Origin of the sequence: Micromonospora sp. URMC 103, from assembly GCF_051386435.1 — a bacterium.
Classification (GTDB): Bacteria; Actinomycetota; Actinomycetes; order Mycobacteriales; family Micromonosporaceae; genus Micromonospora.
Genome location: NZ_JBPQTR010000005.1, coordinates 2,644,074 through 2,659,384, shown reverse-complemented (window position 1 = coordinate 2,659,384; position 15,311 = coordinate 2,644,074). Strand labels below are relative to the sequence as shown.

Genomic DNA, 15,311 nt, shown 5'->3' with positions numbered 1-15,311 from the left:
TGTCGAAGGTCGACCTGTTCGCAGCGATCCGGCGGGACTCCCGTGTCGCGGGTTCGAGTCCCGCCCGGCCCACCACACAGAAACCCCGTTCAACCGGGTGGGCGGCGACCCGGACGGACGGCGCCAAGATCGGGATCACCGCCATCAGCCCGGCACCGAGTCCGCAGCGGCACGCCCCGCCGCCCGGTCGAGGCGGTCCGCCACCTGGTCCAGGTCGTCCTCGGACAGGTTCGCGTACCCACCGGTCACGAGGCGCGCGGTAGCGCGAGCCAGTCCTGCCAGGAGATGTCGCGGCCCAGATAACGGGGCTGCTGGAAGGGCCAGTCGGCGGCGATCCACTGCGGCACCAACGCGTCCAACGCGCGCTCCACCTCGCCGCCCACGAGGTCGTCCACCACCCACCAGGAGATCTCTCCGTCGGCGCCGGTGCGCTCGGGCGGGTCGATGTAGACGCAGCCGAAGATCCCCGTCTCCTCCTCGTCCAGCAGCGCGTAGTTGAACGACTGGTGCGCGGCTATCTCCCTCTCGTGCCGCAGCAGGTCGATGCGGTCCTCCTCATAGGTCATCGTCTCCCGCGGCCAGCCCCAGGCCGGGCCGAAGATCTCCCACAAGCGCTCTCGGGAGCCCATCACGGCGGGGTAGTCGATCGCGGTGTCCGCCTCCCGGATCGGCCGCAGGTGAAGCGCGGTGTTGGGCACGGGCACGTGGACGGGGTGGACGAAGTCCTCAGGCAGCCAACTCACAGGTGCCGAGGCTACAACCGATCGCGGGGTGAGCCTTGACCGCCCCGGTTCTCGTAGATACGTCGCCGCGCGGGTTGGATCGAGACGGCACGACGAAGCCGAATCCGCAGGAGTTGCGTGAGCGGGCGGTGCGGATGGTCGCGGAGAATCCCCACCCATCCCATCAAACAGCGCGTGAGCTGTGGAAACGCGATTGCGGACGCGGTGACGGGCGCAGCTCCGGCGCCTTTTCCCAGCCGGGTCGGAATGAGCAGGTAGCCGACGCCGCCGGGCGCTTCGCGCCTCAGCTGGTGACGCCTCCTCCTCGACGCCATGCTTCAGCGAGGGCGGCGGCGGGGTACGGGGTCGTCTTAGGACCGTCAACGATTGCCGCGTAGAAGCCGTTCATCAGATCGGCGACGGCGGCATGAGTTCGCAGGAACCGCGCGGCCGAACGTGGAAACCACCCGTCCGGAAGGTCGCCGACTGCGGCGGCGCGGATGACGGTGTCGCGGTCCTCGGCCGGACATAGCGCGTGCACGAGTGAGTTGACCAGGTACTTCACCACGTCGTACCGGTCGAAGGACCTATGTCTGTCGAGGAATTCCCGCTCTGACTCGGACAGGGCGAAGCGGGAATGTAGGGCCAGTCCAAAATCGGAGAAGTACAGACGTCGACCGTCGGTCAGGATGTTGCGGGGATGCGCATCGAAATGAACCATCCCCTGCAACCGCATTTCGTCGATGCCCTCTTGCCAGGCCGTCGCCGCCATCTCGACGGCAGACTCTGCGGCGAAACCTCCCTGTCGGAACCGTTCGACGAGCCAGTCGCTCCACGTCTGCGGCACGAATTCGAGGAAGAGCACCAGACTCGCGGTGGACGCCGCGAGTTCGTGTAGACGCCTGGCGACAGCCGGTGAACCCGCCCAGTACCGAACAGCCGTGTCGATGTCGTCTGGTGGGACACGCGGAGCCGGCGCCACCGGGAGTTCCCGGCAGTGGTACATCAGTGGAAAGCTCTCGCACCTGCCGCCGATGACCCACGCGTTCGCGAGCCGGTGGGAAGCCCACTCCCGCCAGGCCCCGAATCCCGTGGAGCCCACGCCATAGTGGTAAAACGCGGGAAGGTCGAAGACGTTCGCGGTGGACATTCGATGCTCTGGGAGGCGCTCCCGGTCAGTCAAAGGCAGGCACTTCACGAAGACAGGGACGCCGCGAACTTCCAGACGTGCGGTGGTGCCGCCGATCCCGGTGGTGAGTGGAGTGGCCGTGCTGATCAACTCCGCCAGACCGCCCTCATCCAGCGACGACAACTCAGCAAGAACAAGTCGGCGGTTCGCGACACGCATGGGCGGAGACACCACGCCGGCAACCCTAACCGTCCGCGTCATGGCCGCCCGAGGCCACAACGAGGGTCGGTCACCTGGGCAGAAGCATCCGACGGGCGACTCGCGCAGCGATCCATATGCCGCCGATCAGGCCGAAGAAGACCTCGTAGATCCGGTCGCTGTCGCCGAGCGCCGGCCCACCGGGCGGCAACGGATCCCACGCGCTCCAGGCGTATCCGACGAGCGCCACGCCACAGACGGCCAAGACGAGCGCCACGAGGAGGAAGACGGCTCGCTCGATTTTGGGCATCGCATCAGCATCGCCCGTACCGGTCACGGGTGGTGGCGTGGACGGCCACGGGCTGGTCGTGTCCCGGTACGACTGTGCGGAACTCGTACGACAGTCCCAGCTTCTCCATCACCCGGGCCGACCTGGTGTTGTCGACGTGGCGGATGCTGACGATGCGGTCCATGCCCCGGTCGACGAAGCCGAACCGAAGGGCGGCGCTGGCCGCCTCGGTGGCGTAGCCGTGCCCCCAGGATGCGCGGTTCAGCCGCCAGCCGATCTCCACGGCCGGCAGCACCTCGGGCAGGAACTCGGGCACCGCGAGCCCGGCCCAGCCGATGAGCGCGCCGGTCTCGCGCACCTCGACCGCGAAGAGGCCGAATCCGCGCTCCTCCCAGTCGCGCGTCATCTTCTGCAGGCCTTCGGCGCTCTGCCGGCGATCGCGCACCGAGCCGTCGAGGATGTAGCGCATCACCTCCGGATCGGCGTTGAGGGCCGCGAGGGCGTCGAGGTCGTCGTCGCGCCAGCCGCGGAGGAGCAACCGGTCGGTCTGCAGAGTGGTCACGCGACCATTCTCAGGGCCGGTCCGGTCCGGACCCTCGGCAGGTGCGCGAGCACAGGGACGCCGCCCGGCCTACCTGGCGGACGTCAGGGCTCCCAGGATCGCCCGGATGGCGGTCGTCAGGTCGGCTCGGCTCTCGGCCGTACCCGGTGGCGGCGCGGTGAGGGCGCCCGCACCGACGAGGCGGTCGAAGAGGAGCCCGTCGACGCAGGCGACGAAGTGGTCGCCGGCCTGCTCGGGACGGGGAGCGCCGGCCGCCGCGAGCAGTGCCCGGGCGTGTACGCGATGGGTTCTGCCGTAGTCGAGGATGGTCCGCAGCTCGGGGTGGTGCGTCGCCTCGAGCAGGCAGGCGTAGCGGGCGAGGGTGCGTGTCCGGCCGGTGGTGAGCCACTCGTCGAGGACGGCCGCGACGCTTTCGGCAAGGTGGTCGAGGTCCGCCGCCGTGAGTCGCTGGCCGAGCGGGACGGCCGACGTCTCGTCGGCGGGGAGACGGTTCTGCTCGAGCTCGGCGCGGTCGAGGTCGGCGAGGCGCCGTACGAGCGCCTCGACGAGCGCCTTCCGGGTGCGGAAGTACGCCGAGGTCGTCCCCAGGGGCAGGCCGGCGCGGGCGTCCACCGCGCGGTGGGTGAGGCCCCGCATGCCGAGCTCGGCGACGAGCGTGATGCCCGCGTCCGTGATCACTTCGAACCGGCTCATTGTCCTCCTTCTTCTACAACTGTAGAGTGGCTTCTACGGCTGTAGAAGGAGGAATTCTATGGGTCACGCGAGCGCCGTGGTCGTCGGGGCGGGAATCGCCGGCCTGTGCGCCGCGATCGGCCTGCGCAGGCGCGGGTGGGAGGTGACCGTGCTGGAGCGGACGCCGCACCTCGGCCCGGTCGGCGCCGGCCTGACGTTGATGGCCAACGGGCTACGCGGGCTCGACGCTCTGGGCGTGGGAGCCTCCGTGCGCGGTGCGGGTCTGGCCGACGCGCCGGGTGGCGTCCGCACGCCGACCGGCCGGTGGATCTCCCGTGTCGACGGCGCGGCGATGACCCGGATGCTGGGCACGACGGCCGTGGGCATTCATCGGGCCACACTGCACGAGATCTTGTGCGAGGCGCTTCCGGCGGATTGCCTTCTCACGGGCGCCGAGGTCGTCGACGTCGTGCCCGGCCCGCCGCCGCGCGTGACCTACCGGCACGACGGCCGGGAGACCTCGGCCGAGCCCGATCTGGTCGTGGCGGCCGACGGCATCAACAGCCGCGTACGCGGCCGCCTGTGGCCGGATCTCCCGCCACCCGTCTACAGCGGCTCGACCGCCTGGCGTGGCGTCACCGACCTGCCGTGGCGCGGCGACCTGGCGACGGCGATCAGCTGGGGCCGGGGATCGGAGTTCGGCGTCGTGCCGCTCGTCGACGGCCGGGTGTACTGGTACGCCGCCGTGAACGCCGACGCCGGGCGGCACTCACCCGGCGGCGACGAGATGCGGATGGTGCGGACCCTCTTCGACGCCTGGCACCACCCCATCCCGGCTCTGCTGGACGCGACCGAGGCCGCGGCGGTCATCCGCACCGACATCTACCACCTCGGCACACCGCTGCCGTCGTACCGTGCGGGCGCCGTCGTGCTGCTCGGGGACGCCGCGCACGCCATGACCCCGTTCCTCGGCCAGGGCGCGAACCAGGCCATCGAGGACGCCGTCGTCCTCGCCTCGGTCTGCGATCCGGCGGGCGACGTGGTCGCGGCGCTGACCGCCTACGACGCCCAGCGGCGACCCCGGTCCCAGCGGGTCGCCCGAGCCGCGCTGCAGATCGGACGGTTCGGGCAGCAGCTGAGCAACCCGGTCGCGGTCGGCCTGCGAAACACGGCGATGCGGTTGACGCCGCCGCGGATCGCGCTGCGGTCGATGGCCGGCCATGCCGACTGGAACCCGCCCGTCATCCCCACCGCCGCCTGATCCCGCAGCTCAGGCCCCCCGTCGTCGCCGCGTTAGCACCAGGATGGTGAGCAGCAGCGGTACGGCCACCGCGGAGTACAACCAGGGCGGCGCGGCGAACGGGGACGGGCGCGACTGCGGACCGCCGAACGCGGCGCGCCTCAGCAGGTTGCCGGGCACCTCGACGTCGCTGACGCCGTCCGGGACGTCCAGCAGCACCTGTTCGGTGCCGTGGGCGGTGACCGCCGCGAGGGTGGTCTGCTGCCTCTCGTGGTCCGCCTCCGGTGACTGCCGCTCGACCACGGGGTCGCCGTCGCGCCAGGCGACCAGTTCCACCGCCGCGCCGGAGACCGGGATCGGGTCGCCGACCGGGCGGCCGGTGGCCGCGTCGAGGAACTCGATCCGCCAGGAACGTCGGAGCAGCTCGGCGGCGTCCGCGCATCGGGTGGCGCAGCCGTCGTACGCGAGCAGGGCGATCCGGCGGCCGTCCGGATGCCACGCGGCCCGCCCGGCGAGCCGCTGCCGCTCGCCGAGGTCGACCTGCCAGCGCACCCCGCCCGCGGTCGGGTCGACCACGGCGAGTCGTTCCCGCTCGGCGATCTCGGCGGCCGGATCCGCGTTACCGGCCACGGCGAGCAGCGATCCGTCGGGGGACCACGCCGCCGAGGTGTGGCTCGCGAAGGTGCCGACGGGCAGCACCCGTTCCGCGCCGGTCCACGGGTCGACGGTGAGCAGGTCGTCCGGCTTCGACGGGTCGTCGAGCGGCTGGTTGTCCGGCCCGTACGTGATCACGGGGTCGTCGTTGCCGCGCGTGGCCGCGACCAGCTTCCCGTCGGGCGCCCAGGCCAACGGGTGCAGCCCCGGTTCGTGCGTGACCCGTTCGTCGCCGGCCCGCAGGTCGAGGAGGCCACCGGTGCCGGGGCGCAGATACCACCGGCCGTCGGGGGAGAGCAACCCGGGCGCCTCCGCCACGTTGACGGGCAGCAGCCGGTAGCCGCCGTCCCGGCCGACCACGACCCCGGTCGACTCGAAGTAGCGGGTGTTCGCGGTGAAGAAGAGCACTGAGGCCGGCCCCACGGGGTGCTGGCCGACGGTGGCCTGCCACAGCCACGGGTCCCGCACGCGGCTCGGTACGACCTCGGCGGGGACGGCGTCGCGGCGGGCGGCGAGCCAGCCGGGCGCCTGCGCCACCACGAGGAGGAGGGCCACCGCGGCGACGACGGTCACGACCGCCGGCAGTCGACGCATCAACATACCTCCATTAGACCGGGCCCGCTGCGCCGGCGGCGCGGAGGGCACGAGCCAGGTTGTGTTCGGCGATCCGCCGCATGGCCGGACCGTCGGGAAAGCCGGTCTCCAGCAGTCGTAGCGGCCCCTCCACCAACGAGATCGACAGCGCCAGCCGGTACAGCCGCAGGCGGGCCTCGTCGAGGTCGGGGGCCCGGAGGGCGGCGTAGTGGCTGCCGAAACGCAGTTCGAGGAAGGCGTGCTCCCATTCGGCGTCGGCCCACATGAGCCCCTCGATGTCGATGAGCACCGGCCGGCCACGACCGTCGACGCGGACGTGGTCGGGGCCCAGTTCGCCGTGCACCAGGCTGTGGCCGGCGCGGGGTCGTACCGGCGTGGCGCGTTCGTGCAGCGCGTCGACGAGCCGCCCGGCCGCCGCCGCCACGCGAGGGTCCCGGCCGGCGGCGGAGCCGACGTGGCGCAGCGCGCGTTCCAGGACGACGGTGGGGAAGTCCGGCGTCACGGCGCCGCTCGGCGGGCCGACCCTGCCGTACGACGGCCGGGACGCGGACCGCATCCGGCGTAGCGCGTCCCGCAGCCGTTCGAGGACGGGCGCGGCCGCGGCCTCGTCGGCGGCGAGCAGTTCCGCGAGTGACGGGCCGTCGAGGTCCTCGACGAGGGCCAGGTCCGCGGGCAGGTGTGTGCCGGCGTCGTCGAGGAACAGCACCTCGGGCACCGGTACGCCGAGGGCGGCGAGCTGGGCGTGCGCCTGCCGGAACAGCGCGAGACCGCTGGCATCCGAGAAGAGATCGCTCTCGGCTTCCCGGACGGTGTGCCACCAGTTCTCGCTGTCGTGCCACAGGTAGAGCACCACCGACGCGCCATCGCTCAACCGCAGGCGGAACACGCCCTTCTTCGAGCCACCCGCGAGGCGTTCGAGTCCCGAGACGTCCACCGAAGGCCCCATGGCGGCGGTCACCAGGCGGCGCACGGCGGCGGTCGACACCACCTCGTCGGCCACGCGTGCCTCCTCCCGCCGGGACGGCATCCGGCGGCGTCGGCCGGCGGTCACGCCCGAGGATGCGCGGGGAAGGCACGAACGCGCAACGGGGAATCCGACGTCGGTCCGTCGAGCCGCGGTCGCTGCGGGTCGCGCCGGGAGACCTCCGGTGCGTCACCGTCCGGCGGAACGGCGGTCGAACTTGCCGGCGACGGCGTGCGCGGTGTCGGTCACCACGCCCGTCTCCAGGACCTGCTTCAACCGCCGCAGATTGGCCGCCACCTCGGCGGCCGGGGGCTTTCCCACGAGGGCCAGCGCGGCGCGGCCCAGCTTCCCGAAGGGGGTCGCCAGGGTCTGGTGGACCTCGGTGCGCCCGGGGTCGGGTGCAGGCGCGAAACGTACCGCCCACCGGCCCTTCAGACCCGGTGCGGCGGTGGTCTCGTACCGGATCAGCTCGTTCGTACGCTCCTCGGTCAGCCGGATCGTGGACCGCACCCGGATGCCGAGCGGACCCTGGATCGTCCACCGGAACGTCGCCGGGCCGGTCCGTTCGACGGCCAGCACGTCGCCCAGGAAGCGGGGGAGATTCTCGAAGTCGCGGTAGAAGGCGAAGACGTCCGCGACCGGGCGGTCGATCGTCACCCGCGCCTCGACGCCGTGGTCACCGGGACCGGGATCGCTCATCGCTGTCTCCGACGCGTGCTCGACGTGGGCGGCGACACGATGCGACGTACGACCGCCGGTTCGGCCCGAAGGGCCCCTGGCGTCTGCCCGAGCAGGCGTCCCCTAAACCTGCGGGCCCGGGGACGGGCCGGACCGATGAGTTCCGCCTCGCGGCCTGGTGCTCGACCCGCCGCGCGCCATCGGCTGGCTGACCGGGCAGGAGAAGGCCGACGCGGGCTGGAGTTCGGCGGCTGGATCTGGCGTTACGACCTCGCGCCGCTCGGCCCGGCCGAGACCGAGGTCAGGCTCACCTACGACTGGTCGGCGGTGCCGCCGTACATCCGGGAGTACATCCAGTTCCCGCCGTTCGCCCCCGAGCATCTCACCAACTCGCTGCGCCACCTGGCCGCGCTCGCCGCCTCGGCGGCCCGGGCCTCGACGCCCCGCGGCTAGGCCACGCGGTGGTGGCCGGCCGGCTTCGGCCGGGCGTATCGTTCCGGCATGGCGCGGGAGGTCTGGGCCGACGGGCGGGCGTACGAGACGTACGTGGGCCGGTGGAGCCGCCTGGTCGCGGAGGACTTCGTCCGCTGGCTCGCCGTGCCGCCCGGCCGCCGCTGGCTGGATGTCGGCTGCGGCACCGGCGCCCTCACGTCGACCGTCCTCGCAGTGGCCGACCCGGAGCAGATCACCGGCGTCGACGCGTCCCACGGTTTCCTGACCGCCGCCGCGGAGCGCGTAGGCGACCCGCGCGCGGCGTTCCACGTCGGCGACGCCGGGGCGCTGCCGATGCCGGACCGCAGCGTGGACGTCGTGGTGAGCGGGCTGGCGGTCAACTTCGTGCCGGATCCGGCCCGGGCCGCCGCCGAGTTCGCCCGGGTCGTCCGGCCCGGCGGGGCCGTGGCCGCGTACGTGTGGGACTACGCCGAGGGCATGGCGATGATGCGGCACTTCTGGGACGCGGCCGCGGAGCTGGACCCGTTCGCGTCGGAACTGGACGAGGCACGCCGGTTCTCCGTCTGCTCCCCGGACGGCCTCGGCACGCTCTGGGCCGACGCCGGCCTGCGGGCGGTGACCGTACGGCCCGTCGAGGTGCCCACGGACTTCGCCGACTTCCACGACTACTGGGCCCCGTTCCTCGGCGGTCAGGGCGCCGCGCCGGCCTACCTCATGGCGCTGCCCGAGCCGCACCGCGCCGCGCTGCGGGACCTGCTGGCGACCCGCATCCCGGCCGGGCCGGACGGGGCGATCCGGCTCACCGCCCGAGCCTGGGCCGTACGCGGCACCGCCGTGTCCTGACGGCGCGCTGAGGACCGCGGTCGGGCACATCCATCCCCCATCGACCGCGGAGGCGGACAGGTCGGGCACCGGAACCCGCCGGGAACCCGCTTGATCGACACCGCTTCGCCGATGTGGCGGTATCCCGACGCGCCGGACCCCGCCACATCGCCGGAACGGTGTGGATCAAGGGGCCCATCGGTGCGTGTGTCCGATAGCTGACAGGACGCCGGGGCCTTCCCGGAGCACTGTTGTAGCAGGTGAGAGGCGTTGGGGTGGCGGGCCACACCCCAATCTCCGGCCCGCGGGGACAGCACCGTCCCCGGCGGCGCCGCCAGCACCCGAGCCGGCCCGCCCGCATCCGAGGCCGCGCCCGGTGGACACCGTCCCGGGCGCCCGGGACCGGCTCCACGACACCGACGTCAGCAACCTCCGGCACCGCCGCCGTCCGACGCGGCCCGCCTCGCCGTACCCGGAAGATCCGCCGGAGCGCGGGCGCACCCGGCGGCCCGTCGTTGCCGCAACCGACGACAACCCGTCGGTCCGCCGGTCACGAGCCGGCCGGCCGGCACCGACACACGAGAGGAGGGGCCGGCATGGCCGCTCCCACCGCGACCGCATCCCTGAACGCCTCGACGTACTCGCCAGGTGACCTGATGACCCTCACCGTCACGTACGGCGACGCCGACACCAGACCCCTGACCGTCACCGTCGTGGTCACCGACGCGCAGGGCAACAGCAGCGCGCCGGTACGCGTCGCCGCGGTCATCGACCCGCTCACCGTCACCGTCACCGACGACTCCGGTCGCGCCTGGACCCGGTTGTCCGACAACGGCGCGGTGGCCGTCTACCGGGCGGTGGCGTGATGCCCCGGGTGACCGTCACCGTGCGCGACTCCGGCGGGCGCACCGCGACCGCCGTCGCCACCTACTCCATGGCCCAGCCGGTGCTCGGCGGCTACTACCTCTCCGGTAACGCCGACCCGACGGCCGACATCGCGGGCCTCAACGTCCGCTCGCTCACCCAGTACCGCAGCCTCGCCGACGGCTACACCTTCCCGGGTTACCAGAAGGCGTGGCTGACCAGCCTGGGCAAGTCGGGGATCGCGCTGAACATGGTGCTGGAGTTGAAGCACTACGGTGCGGCGGCCGGTCCGCAGACCTTCACGGTGGACGGCACGTCGTACACCGTCCCGGCGCCGGCCATGACGATCCAGCAGCGTCCCGGTACGACCTGGCCCCAGGCGTACGGGTACGGCCAGGTGCTCGCCGGGCAGTGCGACGGGTTGCTGGCCCGGGCGCTGTCGCAGTGCCGGGCGATGGGCGTCGGGGTGAACATCCAGCTCGCCTCCGAGCTGGACACCGACCACGAGTTCGGCACCACGGAGGCCGGGAAGGCGTACACCTGGGCGGAGTCGGACGCGCGTGCCGTGCAGGCGATGACCTACATCGTGAACTGGTTCCGGGCGCGCACGCTGCCCGCCGGCACCACCTTCTCGGTCGGCATCGCCGGCTTCGACCGGGCGTGCTTCCAGCGCACCCATCCGGAGTCGCTGATGGCGCGCCTCGACTACCTCCAGTGGAACGTCTACGCGACCAACGCCGGCCACACGGCGCTGGACCGCTTCCGGCGTACGAAGGACTGGGCGGTCGCCGACCTGGGCCCCGTCGCGCTCTCCCGCCCGGTGATCATCGCCGAGTGGGGTGTCCGGGTGGCCGAGGTGCCCAACCAGGCGGCCTGGATCGCCACCGTGCCGGCGGCGATCGCCACCCTCAACGCCGAGCGGGGGCCGCGGATCGTGCGGACCAACTACTTCAACTCCGGGTGGGGCACCCTGTCGCCGAAGGCGACCGGGCTGTCCGCGTTGAAGTCCGCCTACGCCACCCGCCCGTACGTCTGAACGGGCCGGGCCCCGACGGCGGCCGGCCGGCGATGGTGCCCCGGCCGGCCGCCTCGGGCCTGCCAGGCCGGGCTGGGTCAGCTCTGAGGCTCAGTCGAGGTGGAGGCGCCGCGCGTACGCGTCGCGCAGGTCCGCCCAGCCGAAGCCCAGCGCCTCCCTGCCGCGGATCGGGCCGACCGGGTCGCCGTCGAGCAGATGGGCGGCCACGTCGAGGCAGATGTGCCAGCCGGCGGTGACCATCGGCACGACGTTCGGGTCGGCGGTGGTGTGCCGCAGGGTGAGCCGGGTCCCGCCGGCGGTCGGCGTCAGTTCCCACCGCAGCAGGTCGTCGCCCCAGGTGTACTCGAGAAGGTGCGGCGGCTCGGCCCGGCGTACCGTGGCCGGTTGGTCGAGGCGCGTCTCGCCGTCGACCATGGTGAGCACGGCGGCCCCGGGCGAGCCGAGATCCCGGTCGGCGAGGAACGGGGCCCATTCGGCGAGCCGGGCCGGGTCGGTCAGCGCCGCCCAGACCGTGGCCGGTGGGTGCCGCAGGTCGCGTACGAAGACCAGGGTCGCGCGCCCGTCGGTGGTCTCGCAGGCCACCTCGGCCGTCGGGCTCGGGCGGTACGCGTCGCGGTCCATCACTGCTCCTGACTGTCGAGGTGCCGTTCGAGGGCGTCCAGGTGCCGGGTCCAGAGCTGCCGGTACGGGTCGAGCCAGCCGTCGACATCCCGCAGCGGGCGGACGTCGATCCGGTAGATCCGTTGCTGGGCGGCCGTGCGGCAGGTCACGAACCCGGACTCGCGGAGCACCCGCAGGTGCTTGGAGATCGCCGGCTGGCTGACGCCGAGGAGGTCGACGAGTTCGCCCACGCTGCTCTCGCGAAGGCGGAGCTGGTCGAGGATCCGGCGCCGGGTGGGCTCGGCGAGGACGGTGAAGGCGTCGGCGGTCACCTCGTCAACATGCCGCACGAGTCATATGCCTGTCAAGGAATATAGGCATCTCCGGAGCCGCCCGTGGTCACCCGGGCGGCTCCCCGCGCTGCTCCATATGCTCGGGGCATGGAACTGCGGATCTTCACCGAACCCCAGCAGGGCGCCAGCTACGACGAGCTGCTCGCCGTGGCCCGCTGCGCGGAGGACGCCGGCTACGGCGCCTTCTTCCGCTCCGACCACTACCTCAAGATGGGCGCGGTGAGCGGCGAGCCCGGCCCCACCGACGCGTGGACGACCCTCGCCGGCCTGGCCCGCGACACGAGCCGGATCCGGCTCGGCACGCTGATGACGGCCGCCACCTTCCGGCTGCCCGGGCCGCTCGCGATCACCGTGGCGCAGGTCGACCAGATGAGCGGCGGCCGGGTCGAGCTGGGCATCGGCGCCGGCTGGTTCGCCGAGGAGCACACGGCGTACGGCATTCCGTTCCCGTCCGTCGCGGAGCGGTTCGACCGGCTCGAGGAGCAGCTCGCCGTCATCACCGGCCTCTGGACGACGCCGCGCGGCGAGACGTTCGACCACGCCGGCCGCTACTACCCGGTGACCGACTCGCCGGCGCTGCCCAAGCCGGTGCAGGACCCGCGCCCGCCGATCCTGCTGGGCGGCATGGGCAAGCGGCGGACCCCGCAGCTCGCCGCGCGGTACGCCGACGAGTTCAACCTGCCCTTCACGTCGGCGGCGGAGTCCGCGGCCCAGTTCGACCGGGTCCGAGCCGCGTGCGCCGAGATCGGACGCGACCCGGCGGAGCTGGTCTGGTCCCACGCGCTGGTGCTCTGCTGCGGCCGGGACGACGCCGAGGTGGCGCGCCGGGCCGAGGCCATCGGCCGGGAGCCCGACGAGCTGCGCGCCAACGGGCTGGCCGGCACGCCCGCGGAGATCGTCGACAGGATCGGCGAGTACGCGGCGGTCGGCTCCCAGCGCCTCTACCTCCAGGTGCTGGACCTCGCCGACCTCGACCACCTCGAGCTGGTCGCGGCCGAGGTGATGCCGAAGGTGTGAGCCGCGGTGGCCCGGCCCCGCTCAGCGGGCCGGGCCGGCCGCGCGGGGCGGCGGGCTCGGCGTCGGCACGGGCGTGGGCGCCGGCGGCGGCGCCGGGGTCGGCCGCGGCCCGGGCGAGGAGGGGTACGCGACCTCGGCCGGCTCGACACCGCTGCCGGTCGGGTCGATCTCCTCCTCCGACGGGAAGACGTCACCGCGCGGGGCGGGATCGCGATAGCTGCTCATGAGCGTAGGGTTCCCCCCGACGCCCGTGCCAACCGTGCCCGAACGACCGGTGTGCGCCGGTCCCGTGCTGTCGGAGGATGCCCACACCGACGTCCACGATCGGAACGGGGGTCACGCCGTGGAACTGCGCCGGAACCGGGGGTCGGTCGTGCTGCCCCTGGTCTGCGTACTGGGGGGAGTGGTCCTGCTCGCGATGCCCAGCCGGGGCTCGGCGCTGCGCAACCTCGTGGCCGTCGGGGTGATCGTGCTGGGCGGGGCGGTGCTGCTCGGCGCCGTGCGACCGTTCCGGTTCGCGATCGGTCCGGAGGGGCTGAGCGTACGGCGGCCGGGGCTGCGCCGGACGATCCGGTGGAGCGACCTCGACGCGCTCGTGCTCGACGTGCCGCCGGCGTCGCAGAGCCGGCCGGCCTCACCCCGGCTGCTGGCGGTGCCCGCGCCGGGCGTGGCCCTCGGCCCGCCGGCCACCGCCCGGCACCCGGTCGACGGGCGGGCCGCCGTGGAGCTGCTCGACCTCGACGAGGTGCGGGAGCGGCCCGAGGAGGTGGCCGCCGCGCTGACCCGCCACGCGGGCGACCGGTTCGTCGACGCCCCGGGGCGGCGGCGGGCCGCGTTCGCCGTGGAGGAGTTCACGTGGGGCCTGCGCGGCTACCGCACGGACCGGGTCGACCAGCTCCTCCTACGCGGCCAGGAGGCCCTGGCCTGGGGCGACGTGCCGGCGCGGCAGGCGGCCCGCGGCGACATCGAGCAGGCCCTCGCGACCGGGCTGCCGGTCGCCGGGCGGGGCTACGCCGTCACCCAGGTCGACGAGGCGCTGCACGCCCTCAGCGCCGCCCTCGCCGACGACACCGCGACCGACCGGGAGCCGAAGCCGTGACCACCGCCGAGGAACGCACCGCCCCCACCGCCACCGGGATGTCCGGAGGCGCCGCCGGGACCGAGCCGGGTGACGGGGTGCCCCGCCGCAACTGGGCGGGGAACGTGCGGTACGCGGCCCGCCGGTTCCACCGGCCAGCCAGCGTCGACGAGCTGCGTCGGCTGGTCGCCGGCAGCGACCGGCTCCGGGCGGTCGGCACCGGCCACGCCTTCAACCGCCTCGGCGACACCACGGGCGACCTGGTGAGCCTGGCCGGGCTGCCGCCGGAGGTCACCATCGACCGGGAGCGCCGGACCGTCACCGTGGCCGCCGCCCTGCGGTACGGGGACGTGGCGACCCGGCTGCACGCCGAGGGGTACGCCCTGGCCAACCTCGCCTCGCTGCCGCACATCTCGGTGGCCGGGGCGGTCGCCACCGGCACCCACGGCTCCGGCGAGGGCAACGGCAACCTCGCGGCGGCCGTCGCCGCGCTGGAGCTGGTGACGGCCGACGGCGACCTGCTCCGGGTGGACCGCGACACCGACGGGGACACGTTCGCCGGCATGGTGGTCGGTCTCGGCGCGCTCGGCGTGGTCACCCGGGTCACGCTCGACCTCGTGCCCGCGTTCGAACTCCGGCAGTACGTCCACCTCGGCCTGCCCCGCGAGGAACTGGACGCGGCGCTCGGGGCGGCGTACAGCGTGAGCCTCTTCACCGACTGGCGCTCGCCGCGCATCGACCAGGTGTGGCGCAAGCAGCGGGCCGACCAGGCCGCGCCGCCGCCCGGCTGGCTCGGTACGACGGCGGCCGACACGCCCCGGCACCCGGTGCCCGGCATGCCGGCGGGGAACTGCACGGCGCAGCTCGGCGAGCCCGGGCCCTGGCACGAGCGGCTGCCGCACTTCCGGCTGGGCTTCACCCCGAGCAGCGGCGACGAGCTGCAGTCGGAGTACCACGTGCCCCGCGCCGCGGCCGCCGAGGTGCTCGCCGCGCTGGACCCGGTCGCGCACCTGATCGCCCCGGTGCTCCAGATCTGCGAGCTGCGCACGGTGGCGGCCGACCGGCTCTGGCTCAGCCCGAACCACGACCGGGACAGCCTCGCCGTGCACTTCACGTGGATCGACGACGCCGACGCGGTGCTGCCGGTGGTGGCCGCCGTCGAGGAGCGGCTCGCACCGTTCGCGCCGCGCCCGCACTGGGGCAAGGTCTTCGGCATCGCCCCGGAGCGGGTGGCCGCCGCCTACCCCCGGTACGCCGACTTCGCCGCCCTGCTCGCCCGGCTGGACCCGGCCGGCACGTTCCGCACCGAGCTGCTGGACCGCTACTTCCCGCGCTGACCGGTTCCGTCCGCCCGGCCCGCGTTCCGCCTGCGCGCCGGCCGGTCGC

19 protein-coding genes are annotated in these 15,311 nt (G+C 73.5%); 8 read left to right on the top strand and 11 right to left on the bottom strand.

From position 1 onward, the window contains the following. Positions 1-245: 245 nt before the first annotated feature. The 5 genes from ACSNOA_RS25515 to ACSNOA_RS25495 form a co-directional block, all read right to left on the bottom strand. Entirely contained in the window at positions 246-743 is a 498-nt protein-coding gene (locus tag ACSNOA_RS25515) for a GNAT family N-acetyltransferase (protein WP_436662068.1), read from the bottom strand. Between the two features lie 283 nt (positions 744-1,026). Beyond that, a complete protein-coding gene (locus tag ACSNOA_RS25510) occupies positions 1,027-2,070 on the bottom strand; it encodes a serine/threonine protein phosphatase (protein WP_436662066.1) in 1,044 nt (347 codons plus the stop codon). Between the two features lie 70 nt (positions 2,071-2,140). Beyond that, on the bottom strand, positions 2,141-2,359 hold the full coding sequence (locus ACSNOA_RS25505) for a hypothetical protein (RefSeq protein ID WP_436662065.1): 219 nt from the start codon (positions 2,357-2,359) through the stop codon (positions 2,141-2,143). A gap of 4 nt (positions 2,360-2,363) precedes the next feature. After that, a complete protein-coding gene (locus ACSNOA_RS25500; protein WP_436662063.1) occupies positions 2,364-2,900 on the bottom strand; it encodes a GNAT family N-acetyltransferase in 537 nt (178 codons plus the stop codon). A gap of 69 nt (positions 2,901-2,969) precedes the next feature. Then, positions 2,970-3,593 (bottom strand): TetR/AcrR family transcriptional regulator, encoded by a 624-nt coding sequence (locus ACSNOA_RS25495; RefSeq protein WP_436662062.1) that lies wholly within the window; start codon positions 3,591-3,593, stop codon positions 2,970-2,972. Between the two features lie 58 nt (positions 3,594-3,651). Between ACSNOA_RS25495 and ACSNOA_RS25490 the strand changes: the two genes are divergently transcribed. Continuing rightward, complete coding sequence (locus ACSNOA_RS25490; protein ID WP_436662061.1) at positions 3,652-4,833, top strand: FAD-dependent oxidoreductase; 1,182 nt, start codon at positions 3,652-3,654, stop codon at positions 4,831-4,833. A gap of 9 nt (positions 4,834-4,842) precedes the next feature. Here ACSNOA_RS25490 and ACSNOA_RS25485 read toward each other — a convergent pair whose 3' ends face one another. The 3 genes from ACSNOA_RS25485 to ACSNOA_RS25475 all read right to left on the bottom strand — a co-directional run bounded on the left by ACSNOA_RS25485 (position 4,843) and on the right by ACSNOA_RS25475 (position 7,723). Beyond that, a complete protein-coding gene (locus tag ACSNOA_RS25485) occupies positions 4,843-6,060 on the bottom strand; it encodes a TolB family protein (RefSeq protein ID WP_436662060.1) in 1,218 nt (405 codons plus the stop codon). A gap of 13 nt (positions 6,061-6,073) precedes the next feature. Continuing rightward, positions 6,074-7,060: a phosphotransferase gene (locus tag ACSNOA_RS25480; RefSeq protein WP_436662058.1), complete on the bottom strand. Its 987-nt coding sequence runs from the start codon at positions 7,058-7,060 to the stop codon at positions 6,074-6,076. Positions 7,061-7,213: 153 nt separating this feature from the next. Further along, positions 7,214-7,723, bottom strand: coding sequence for an SRPBCC family protein (locus ACSNOA_RS25475; RefSeq protein ID WP_436662057.1), 510 nt, complete (start codon positions 7,721-7,723; stop codon positions 7,214-7,216). A 135-nt stretch (positions 7,724-7,858) separates the two neighbouring features. Between ACSNOA_RS25475 and ACSNOA_RS25470 the strand changes: the two genes are divergently transcribed. The 4 genes from ACSNOA_RS25470 to ACSNOA_RS25455 all read left to right on the top strand — a co-directional run bounded on the left by ACSNOA_RS25470 (position 7,859) and on the right by ACSNOA_RS25455 (position 10,877). Continuing rightward, a complete protein-coding gene (locus ACSNOA_RS25470; protein ID WP_436662055.1) occupies positions 7,859-8,155 on the top strand; it encodes a hypothetical protein in 297 nt (98 codons plus the stop codon). 48 nt (positions 8,156-8,203) lie between these two features. After that, positions 8,204-8,998 (top strand): class I SAM-dependent methyltransferase, encoded by a 795-nt coding sequence (locus ACSNOA_RS25465; RefSeq protein ID WP_436662053.1) that lies wholly within the window; start codon positions 8,204-8,206, stop codon positions 8,996-8,998. 575 nt (positions 8,999-9,573) lie between these two features. Next, complete coding sequence (locus ACSNOA_RS25460; RefSeq protein WP_436662051.1) at positions 9,574-9,843, top strand: hypothetical protein; 270 nt, start codon at positions 9,574-9,576, stop codon at positions 9,841-9,843. Next, complete coding sequence (locus ACSNOA_RS25455; RefSeq protein WP_436662049.1) at positions 9,843-10,877, top strand: hypothetical protein; 1,035 nt, start codon at positions 9,843-9,845, stop codon at positions 10,875-10,877. Before ACSNOA_RS25460 ends, ACSNOA_RS25455 begins: the two co-directional genes overlap by 1 nt. 90 nt (positions 10,878-10,967) lie before the next feature. Here the strand turns inward: ACSNOA_RS25455 and ACSNOA_RS25450 are convergent, their stop codons facing one another. Beyond that, positions 10,968-11,498: an SRPBCC family protein gene (locus tag ACSNOA_RS25450; protein ID WP_436662047.1), complete on the bottom strand. Its 531-nt coding sequence runs from the start codon at positions 11,496-11,498 to the stop codon at positions 10,968-10,970. Then, the gene (locus tag ACSNOA_RS25445; protein ID WP_436662045.1) at positions 11,498-11,809 is read right to left on the bottom strand and encodes an ArsR/SmtB family transcription factor; all 312 of its coding nucleotides are present in this window, start codon (positions 11,807-11,809) and stop codon (positions 11,498-11,500) included. Before ACSNOA_RS25445 ends, ACSNOA_RS25450 begins: the two co-directional genes overlap by 1 nt. Before the next feature lie 108 nt (positions 11,810-11,917). On the opposite strand from ACSNOA_RS25445, the gene ACSNOA_RS25440 reads away from it, so the two are divergent. Then, positions 11,918-12,847 (top strand): LLM class F420-dependent oxidoreductase, encoded by a 930-nt coding sequence (locus tag ACSNOA_RS25440; RefSeq protein ID WP_436662043.1) that lies wholly within the window; start codon positions 11,918-11,920, stop codon positions 12,845-12,847. 21 nt (positions 12,848-12,868) lie between these two features. Here the strand turns inward: ACSNOA_RS25440 and ACSNOA_RS25435 are convergent, their stop codons facing one another. Continuing rightward, positions 12,869-13,072, bottom strand: a complete 204-nt coding sequence (locus ACSNOA_RS25435) for a hypothetical protein (protein WP_436662042.1) — start codon at positions 13,070-13,072, stop codon at positions 12,869-12,871. Between the two features lie 118 nt (positions 13,073-13,190). Between ACSNOA_RS25435 and ACSNOA_RS25430 the strand changes: the two genes are divergently transcribed. Together ACSNOA_RS25430 and ACSNOA_RS25425 are read left to right on the top strand one after the other, a co-directional pair. Next, positions 13,191-13,946 (top strand): hypothetical protein, encoded by a 756-nt coding sequence (locus ACSNOA_RS25430; protein WP_436662040.1) that lies wholly within the window; start codon positions 13,191-13,193, stop codon positions 13,944-13,946. 38 nt (positions 13,947-13,984) lie between these two features. Next, a complete protein-coding gene (locus ACSNOA_RS25425; RefSeq protein WP_436662447.1) occupies positions 13,985-15,262 on the top strand; it encodes a D-arabinono-1,4-lactone oxidase in 1,278 nt (425 codons plus the stop codon). The last annotated feature ends 49 nt before the right edge of the window (positions 15,263-15,311 follow it).